Below are 7,856 nucleotides of genomic sequence, written 5' to 3' on the forward strand. Positions count from 1 at the left end.
AACTGAGGGCGAAAAGAAGGACGAACGCGCCGAGCGCGATGGCCGCCGCCGTCAGACGGCTTTTTTCGAGTCTTTCTTTGAGGTAATCGAGGAATTGTTTGATCATGGTCCGGTCCTGTGAATGGTTTGAGTGGCCAAGCCCGGCTGAAGTTTAACGAGACGACCGGATGGCGCACATCGTCATTGTATCGTTTCCCGAGCGGAATATTTCAATCAAGGCGAATACACCGGAAAAGAGACCCGGGCCAAGCGAGCCGATAGCGTAACAGGTACGGTCAGCGCCTTTTAATTTCAATCAGATGGAAATCGAAATGCCCGCTCATCAGAGTAAAGTGTTTGTCGATTGTTGCAAGCGATAAATTATGCCTGATCACATGCTGGAGGAGTATAAGGTCGGGGATTCCGACATTGTTGATGCCGTTTTTCATGTTGATTGTCTGAAAATCGATAATTTCCTTCCAGTCGATCACAATCGGGTTGGCACGAACGGCCATCAAAGTCTCTATGAGGTTCGACTCATTTTTTATCTTCAGCGAAGGGATAAGTTCGGCCAGTATCAGATCGTTGGTGCATATTTGATTATTATCAATAAAACCGTTCAATAGCCCGGCATCAACGGCATTAGAACCGCGAAAGTACTCGATCCAGACCGAGGTATCGATCAGAACACAGGTCATCTTTCCCGCAACCTGTCGATATCGATGTCCAATTGTACTTTGCCTTGATAGTTCTTGATGTTTTTTACTTTTTCCCTCTGAATCAGATTGGTCAGGGCTTCTTTAATGACATCGGTTTTTGTTTTGCTGTTTGTAAGCTTCATTGCTTCAGCGATCAGGTTTTCGGGCAGATCGATAGTCGTTCTCATGGCTATTCCTCTTTATGCATAAAATACGATAAATATATGTATTGTCAAGATAAATAATATGCACACGGGAAGAATGCCGCACTATCAAAAAATAATGCCCCTCTCTTTTATAAAAAAGAGAGGGGGCACCGGGGTGAGTTCAGAACACCAGGTTAAAACCGCCCATCACGAAATTACGAGTGCCTTCCGAGGACGAATACGCGTCGCCCGGCAGGAACAGGCCGTAATTCACGAAGAAGGCCAGGTCGCTGAAGATCGCCCAGCGAAGCGAGAGATCGGCGCCGTGTCCGAGGAAGCGTTCGTCGAGCGGGCCTTCGCCGACGGAGGCGGTGGCCTCGGGCTTGTCTTTCATATAGTAGCTGTAGCGCGCGATGACGTTCAGGCGCTTCAGCCAGGCCTTTTCCGAGGCGTAGAAGGGCAGAAGCGAGAAGCCGAGCCGCGCTATGTGGAGGTTCCTGAGCTGCGGCCGCAGGGCGAATCCGCCGACATAGGTGCCGAAATAGGTAAAGCTGGTGTCGTCGGTGTTCGTGATCGCGGTGTCGTCATCGCCCGAGCCGTACGCGTACTGAAAGAGGAGCGCCGGATTGTAGGCCGCGTCGAAATAGTAATTGAGGCCGAACAATCCGGCCATCGCCTTGACGGTGTCCTTTTCGCCGGTCGTGGAATACCTGATATAGCTTTCGCCCATCTGGTAGATGAACTCGGTGTAGTAATCCATGCCGTCGAGGATAAGGCCCTTGAGGCCGGCCCCGTAATACTGCGAGTCGTACCGGCTCTTGGTGCCCGCTTCCTCATCCTGCCGGTCCATCTGCATAAGGGCGAGGAGATAGAAAGTCTGGTTGACGAAACCCCGCTCGATCGTGCCGCCGGCGAATACGCGCTTTGCCCCGTCGGTGAAATCCTTGCCCGAAAGCCCGTAGGGGTTCTGGTCCTTGTCGAGAAGCCCGGTATACACGCCGAAGGCCTTTATGTCCACGAAACGGCTGTAGATGTTAAGCTCGGCCCCGTCGCCGCGACCGTTGAAGGCGAGGCCCGTGCCGAGGATGAAGTACTTGCGCCCGGCTGCGAAGCGCAGCGTCCCGCCGGGTGTGGCCATCTGTATGAAGGCGAGGTCCAGGTCGATGGTGTTCTCGCTTTCGGGCTTGGTGCGGTTCTTCTCCATCAGCCCGGTGAGGTAAACGTCCTTGCCGCGAACGTAAATAAAGCTGTTCTTCCACAGGGTGCTCTGCATCCAGAGGCGCGCCGTGGTGACCGAGGTGGTGAGCGCGCTGTCGGTTCCCCTGCGCTCGTCGATGATCACCGGGGTGATCCAGCCGCCGTAGGAAAGCGTAAACGGCTTCCAGGCCGCGGGTGCGGGCCGCATCTGCGGATCGGCGTTCAGGTCGTACGAGAGGTCCTCGCCGATCGGGGGGGCCGCCTGCGCGAAGAGCGAGCCGGCCGCCGAAAATAAAACCAGTAAGAGCGTGAGCGTGAGGGTGATACGCGCCGGGTGTCTCATTTCTCAACCCCCGCACGCTCGGCCACCCTGGCCACTATTTCCATAAGCTCCGCGCCGGAGAGCACGTCCCACTCGCTTTTATCGGCGGGCATTATGCCGTTCGCCCCGCAGGCGACCACGGCGTAGCGCTCGTTTTGAAAGATGGCGTACATCAGCGAATCGCCGAGCCTGAGGTAGCGCGCCGCCATGTAGGCGAGCGTGCGCCGGCGCAGCGGATCGGTTTCGGTAAACGTTTTGTCGGGGAATACGCCCTCTTTTACAAGGTACTGCCTGCCGGCGTTGAAATCTTTGGGCTTCTGAGCCATGGTGAGCGCGAATAGCTTCACCGCGTCGCCCACGGTCGCCGTGGGCCGGTCGCCGAGCTCGGCGTAATAGTTGATGTTGCCCATGTCCTGTGAAAAAGCGGGCAGAGCGAAAAAAACCGCTATAAAAAAAACCGCCGTTTTTCGTCTCATCTTTTTCTCCTTTATATCTGTGCGCCGCGTCCGCGGCATCCCGAACGCGCTCCGAACCACCTTCCAGGACCCGGAACGCCGGTAAAAACTAAGCTACACCCGTCAGGTGTCAGTCAATAATCGGCCACAACAGGTCGACCGTTACGCTGGCGCTTCCGCCGACGTTGTTGTTGTAGAAATCGAGCGCGTCGTCGAAGTTGTCCACAAGCTGGTCGCCGAAGTTCTCGAGCCCTGTCTGCTCGTCGCCGGTTATATTGGCCGGGTTGAGTGGCGTGATGGCGCCGTTGCGGAGGTCGCCGAGCAGTGGATCGGGCCGCATGTTGCCGGGGCGAAGATTGAAAGAGGAGCGCCCGCCCACGTTGCGGTTGACGCCGCTGTTGTTCGACGCGTTGACCGACCCGTCCGGCACCTGTATACTGGTGCCGAAGGCCGGGCCGTGCGAGGTGTTCTGCTCGGTCCCGCGCACCGACGACGTGGCCACCGGCGTTACGATGTTGAAGCGCGTTTTGAGCGTGCCGATTCGCTTGACGCGCGCGTTCACCGAGCCGTTCTTGAGGCCTATCACGTTGTCCGACGAGCTTTTGGTGAAGCTGTTCTTCAATACCTTGATGGTGGTGAGAGGCTTCACCGTAAGCAGGTTGTCGTCGATGTTCAGCACCGCCTGCGAGTTCACCCCGGTCATCACCATGGTGCCTTCTTTTATGGTCTGCCCCTTGGCCAGCGGCCTCCATGCAGCGCCGTCTTTGTATGCGGCATCGCCCCTGGCGGAGACCACGAGGACCGCGGCGTTGGCGGTGGTGAGGGTGAAAAGCGTTATCGCCGAAAAAGCGACTACCGCTGTTAACATTCTGTTCATCATCTTTCTCCTTTATTGTTCGACATAATATGTTTCATCTTCGTTTGATGTCAGCATGTAATCAATAGTACATTAGTGTGCTTATTAACAATTTGCGTAAAACTCATATGTCGATTGCCCCTCGCCGTATGGATTGGTTGCGGCAATTTTATAATAAGTGGGATTGGGTTCTTCAGAGCCTCCCCTCCCTGTCGGATCAATAAACCTGTATCCAACATTATCGAAATCCTCTTTCCGGCCGGCTGCTATCGGTATGAACGGTCCACCCGGCTGGGATGAGCGATAGATGATAAAACCGATAAGGCCGATAGGCTCTCCTGTCGAATAACTCCAGGATATATTAACGCCTGGACCACTAATTGCATACGTATTATTAGGCGGATAGGGAAGCTCTCCCATCTGAATGGGAATCGTCACATTTTCCCCCGCAGCGAGGTCTTTCGTCGCGATACCGCCCATGAGACGGCTGTCGGCATCGTCGTAGCCCACAATGGTGAATACCCGTGCCGGGCCCGAAGGCATGTCGAGCGTAATCTCGCCGGTGTCCGTGGGGATCGTCCTGTCGATCGTTCTCATCCCCGCGCCCGAAACCGTCAGGTCAATCCTGTTGAAAAACACGCTGGGGGGATCGGCCTGGAGCCGTGTGCTGAAAGTCAGAAACGCGAGTATACGGTCGACGATCGACGGCCTGTCGACTTTCGCGACATGGTTGCCGATGTTGATCGTCACCGTGGCCATATCGCCGCCGGCGCAACCGGTGATGAAAAAAGCCGTGGCGAAGAGAGCCAGTATAAACAACGTGGTAAGGTATCTTCTCTTAAACGTGTACATTTGATTACTCCCATCCTTCGCTTGGTTGTCAGACCCGTCAAACAGATTCAAAACTAAATAGAATAAAGCACATTTAATTCGCGGCAGGAACAAGTAAATAATGAATTTTGTTTCATCTCCGCCCCGTGCCCTTTACCAACCGTTGGAGAAGCCCGGGGTAGGTTCGCTTTCCCCGTACTGGTTGAGTGCGCTGATCCTGTAATAACTGGCTACCGATGAAGGATCGCCCCAAACCCCTGTGGGGTCTGTTAAAAAATATATGCCTCCGTCGTAATACGATTCCCTGGAGCCCGCGCTTATTACATAATATGTGCCGGGACCATCCCCTGTGTTGTTGGCACGGTATATTTTAAACCCGAGCAGGTCTGAGGGCTCCGGGAACGTTACGTATTCCCATTGCAGATAAATACCGCTCGGACTTCCGGATCCCGCCGAGTAGCTGTTCGGAGCGGATAAGAGATATCCCATCTGGATGCTGATAGTTGTGCTTTCGCCGGGCGAGAGATCCCTGGTCGTGATTCCGCCCATGTATCGATACCCGACCTCGTCATAGCCAACGACGGTGAAGGTGCGCGCCGCACCGGAGGGTACGTCGAGGGTAAGCTCGCCGCTTTCCGGGATGTTCCGAGTGATGGAGGCCATCCCCGCACCGCTGACCATAAGGCTAACGTCATAAACATCGAAGGGCACCGGGTCCGCCTGCACCCTAGAGCTCAGGCTCAGAAAGGCGATTATGCGGTCAACAACCGATGGCATATCCGCCTTCGCCAACTGGTTTCCCACGCGGATCGTCACCGTGGCCATGTCGCCGCCGGCGCAGCCGGTGAGGCCGCCGAAGCCCGCCATCAAGGCGATGATCACTAAGGCTGGAATAACAACGCGTAATGCTTTAGCATTCATGGCACATCCTCCAGGAGGGGAAATTGTCACTGTTCCTTGGCCGCGGTTTTATTAATGAATACCCTCAACCCGAGAAAATGTATGAAATATTTTTGCATTCGTCAACTATTATTGACCGGCCCTCTGAAAAAGTGAACGTCGTGCAGTAAGAGAATGCCGTTCAAATCCCCCCGCCTCCGGGCCGGCTAACGACGCGACCTCCTGTCGCAACGCCGGCATTAGCACCTCCTGTGCGTCACGCACTCCTTTTTTAATGAAGAGGGCTCCAGTTATGCGTACTTTCAGCGGAAGATTAATGCCTTTATTCTTTCTGACGGCAACATGTTTTTTCAATAGGGCTCCCCTTTATCAAAGGAGAGCTGCCGGAGGCTGAGATGGTATACACAGGCCGCGGCGAAAGCGGACCGGTATTCTGAATAAGGCTCCCCTTTATCAAAGGGGAGCTGCCGGAGGCTGAGAGGATTTAACGGGGATCATCCGGTGGAGTCCGGGCTTCAACGACGGCAACGCCGAAGGATTATACGGCTTTATACGCCGTCTCTGGAGTCAGTTCAATCTTTTCGCCTGTCGCCTTTTCATACAGGGTTTCCGGGGCGATATCGATCTCGCCGTTTTTCCAGGTAATGGTTCCGAACTCAATGCAAAACTTCGCGAACTCCCGGGTGTCGCGTATGTCGGAGTATATTTCCCCTTCGCCGATATAGTTGCCAAGATCGACAATCCCGGACTTCCCGTCGCGGAAAAAAAGCCGTATCCGATGGTCCCCCTCGTGTCGGGCGTCTATTACGTCAAAAAACATGGAAACCTCCTATTGCAGCGGCTCGATTCTGAACGTATGCTTTTTATTGCTTGCCAGGGCCCAGTTTTCAACCAGTTCTCTCTGATGCATTGTTGCCCATTCCATGACGAGTCCCATCGCCTTCGGCGGAAAATTACCCATGAGAATGCTGAAGTTATGGATGTCCACCAGTATCTGAAAATCATTGTAATACGCATGAAAATGCGGCGGAGCATGGTCGTTGGCGTACATGCGGATTACAATACCATAGAATCGTGATAATTCCGGCACCTCAATTCACCTCGACGCCCGGCATGAAATCGAAATCATCATTATCGAATGTATCACAGTATTGTCTGAAGGGCAATCAAATTAAGGCAGTCCGTCATTTTGCTGAAAGGCCATGGAGTATTCCTGCAATTTCCCGCTTCAGGCCCGACTCCCGACGCGATAACTTGTCGCACCGACGTGCCGGTGTGCCGTGTGCGTTACGCATCCCTTCGATGAAGGGGGCTGTGGATATCAGGCGACGATCATGATCGTCGCCTGATATCAATCAACCGGTGGCATGAATACAGCCCTCCTTTACCAAGATGGATCTGCCGGGGGCTGAGAGGATTCAATCAGCTCCCGCGCCGGCCGGCCGATACCATATACCGGCGGCCTGCCAAATTCAGCCCGGCGCTTAAAGCCCGACAATTATGTCCGCCAGCTGGTCCGCCCCGTTTTCGTCGAAATAATGCTCCTGGCAGTTTTCCAGGCGCCAGATAGTGTCGGAAAACCTCAGTGGAAGCGGCTCCATCACCGCCTCCTTGTCGAAATAGACCACTTCCCAGAACTGGTTATAACCGGCACCGCAGACGACAAAATCGAAGGCGTTGAAATAATCCACGATGGGGAAAATGCCCCCGCCGCCGATATTCGTGGTATTGAAAATCTCGTACCCCTCACCGCCGAGATATTCGTATTTTTCCACGAGGCTTTCAAGGTAACCTTTTTCGAAATTCAGCGCGATAAGGCAGTTACGCTTTTTCGCAGAAAGGCCCAGAAGTCGGGCCGCCGCTTCCCGCGGCATGATCTCGTCGCGGTTGCGGATGAGAATCGGATTGATTGTCCGCATGCGGATGCGCGCGTTAAACGGTTCGATGCCAAGCACATGATCGTAATGGGAGGCGTTAAATTCGATTTTCCCGTCGGGAAGGTCGATCTGAAAAAAGTCGTCACGCACCATGATCGTAAGGAATATTTTTTTGCATCGAAGGCCTTCGATGAAATGGTATGGGGCGAACCAGAGCCGGTCGACTATCAATACGTCCGGCTCGAGTTTAGAAAGAGTCTGGTAAAGGCGCGAAGATTCATACATTTGACGTGAGAGTACACGCTCGTCTTCGAGGGGGATCTCGATGCGGTCGCTGAATGTTCCGGCAATTTCGGCGCTGCCGCCGGCGCACAGAATGATGTACTCGCACTGGATCTCCGCGCGTTTCAGCGCATTACCGATGGCAATGCCGCGGACGATTCTTCCCGTTCCGGATACTCCCGATGTATAATATACGATTTTCATGGATTCCGTTCCGTCGCCGCTTTCCATACGCGACTTTGCGATGGGAGTCAAGAACGAATTGGCGTGCCCGGTCGCCGTGCGGGATGATGATCATTCCCCGTCTTCCGGC

General features: G+C 54.3%; 10 protein-coding genes. All 10 read right to left on the minus strand.

Features of this window, described 5'->3' with window-relative positions:
• Window positions 1-275 precede the first annotated feature (275 nt).
• Window positions 276-677 (minus strand): PIN domain-containing protein, encoded by a 402-nt coding sequence (locus VLM75_01695; GenBank protein HSV95625.1) that lies wholly within the window; start codon window positions 675-677, stop codon window positions 276-278.
• Window positions 674-865: a type II toxin-antitoxin system VapB family antitoxin gene (locus VLM75_01700; GenBank protein HSV95626.1), complete on the minus strand. Its 192-nt coding sequence runs from the start codon at window positions 863-865 to the stop codon at window positions 674-676. Before VLM75_01700 ends, VLM75_01695 begins: the two co-directional genes overlap by 4 nt.
• Window positions 866-1,004: 139 nt before the next feature.
• Window positions 1,005-2,363 carry an alginate export family protein gene (locus VLM75_01705; GenBank protein HSV95627.1) on the minus strand — a complete coding sequence of 453 codons (1,359 nt, stop codon included), beginning with the start codon at window positions 2,361-2,363 and terminating at the stop codon, window positions 1,005-1,007.
• Complete coding sequence (locus VLM75_01710) at window positions 2,360-2,818, minus strand: hypothetical protein (GenBank protein HSV95628.1); 459 nt, start codon at window positions 2,816-2,818, stop codon at window positions 2,360-2,362. The genes VLM75_01705 and VLM75_01710 overlap by 4 nt, the downstream gene beginning before the upstream one ends.
• Window positions 2,819-2,927: 109 nt before the next feature.
• Window positions 2,928-3,674 (minus strand): FecR domain-containing protein, encoded by a 747-nt coding sequence (locus VLM75_01715; protein HSV95629.1) that lies wholly within the window; start codon window positions 3,672-3,674, stop codon window positions 2,928-2,930.
• 84 nt (window positions 3,675-3,758) lie between these two features.
• Window positions 3,759-4,505: a hypothetical protein gene (locus VLM75_01720; GenBank protein ID HSV95630.1), complete on the minus strand. Its 747-nt coding sequence runs from the start codon at window positions 4,503-4,505 to the stop codon at window positions 3,759-3,761.
• A gap of 132 nt (window positions 4,506-4,637) precedes the next feature.
• Window positions 4,638-5,405 (minus strand): hypothetical protein, encoded by a 768-nt coding sequence (locus VLM75_01725; GenBank protein ID HSV95631.1) that lies wholly within the window; start codon window positions 5,403-5,405, stop codon window positions 4,638-4,640.
• Window positions 5,406-5,922: 517 nt separating this feature from the next.
• A complete protein-coding gene (locus VLM75_01730; GenBank protein HSV95632.1) occupies window positions 5,923-6,204 on the minus strand; it encodes a DUF2442 domain-containing protein in 282 nt (93 codons plus the stop codon).
• A gap of 9 nt (window positions 6,205-6,213) precedes the next feature.
• On the minus strand, window positions 6,214-6,474 hold the full coding sequence (locus VLM75_01735) for a DUF4160 domain-containing protein (GenBank protein ID HSV95633.1): 261 nt from the start codon (window positions 6,472-6,474) through the stop codon (window positions 6,214-6,216).
• Between the two features lie 394 nt (window positions 6,475-6,868).
• Window positions 6,869-7,747, minus strand: coding sequence for a hypothetical protein (locus VLM75_01740; GenBank protein ID HSV95634.1), 879 nt, complete (start codon window positions 7,745-7,747; stop codon window positions 6,869-6,871).
• Between the last annotated feature and the right edge of the window lie 109 nt (window positions 7,748-7,856).

The sequence above is a fragment of the Spirochaetota bacterium genome, assembly GCA_035477215.1.
Taxonomy (GTDB): Bacteria; Spirochaetota; UBA4802; order UBA4802; family UBA5368; genus MVZN01.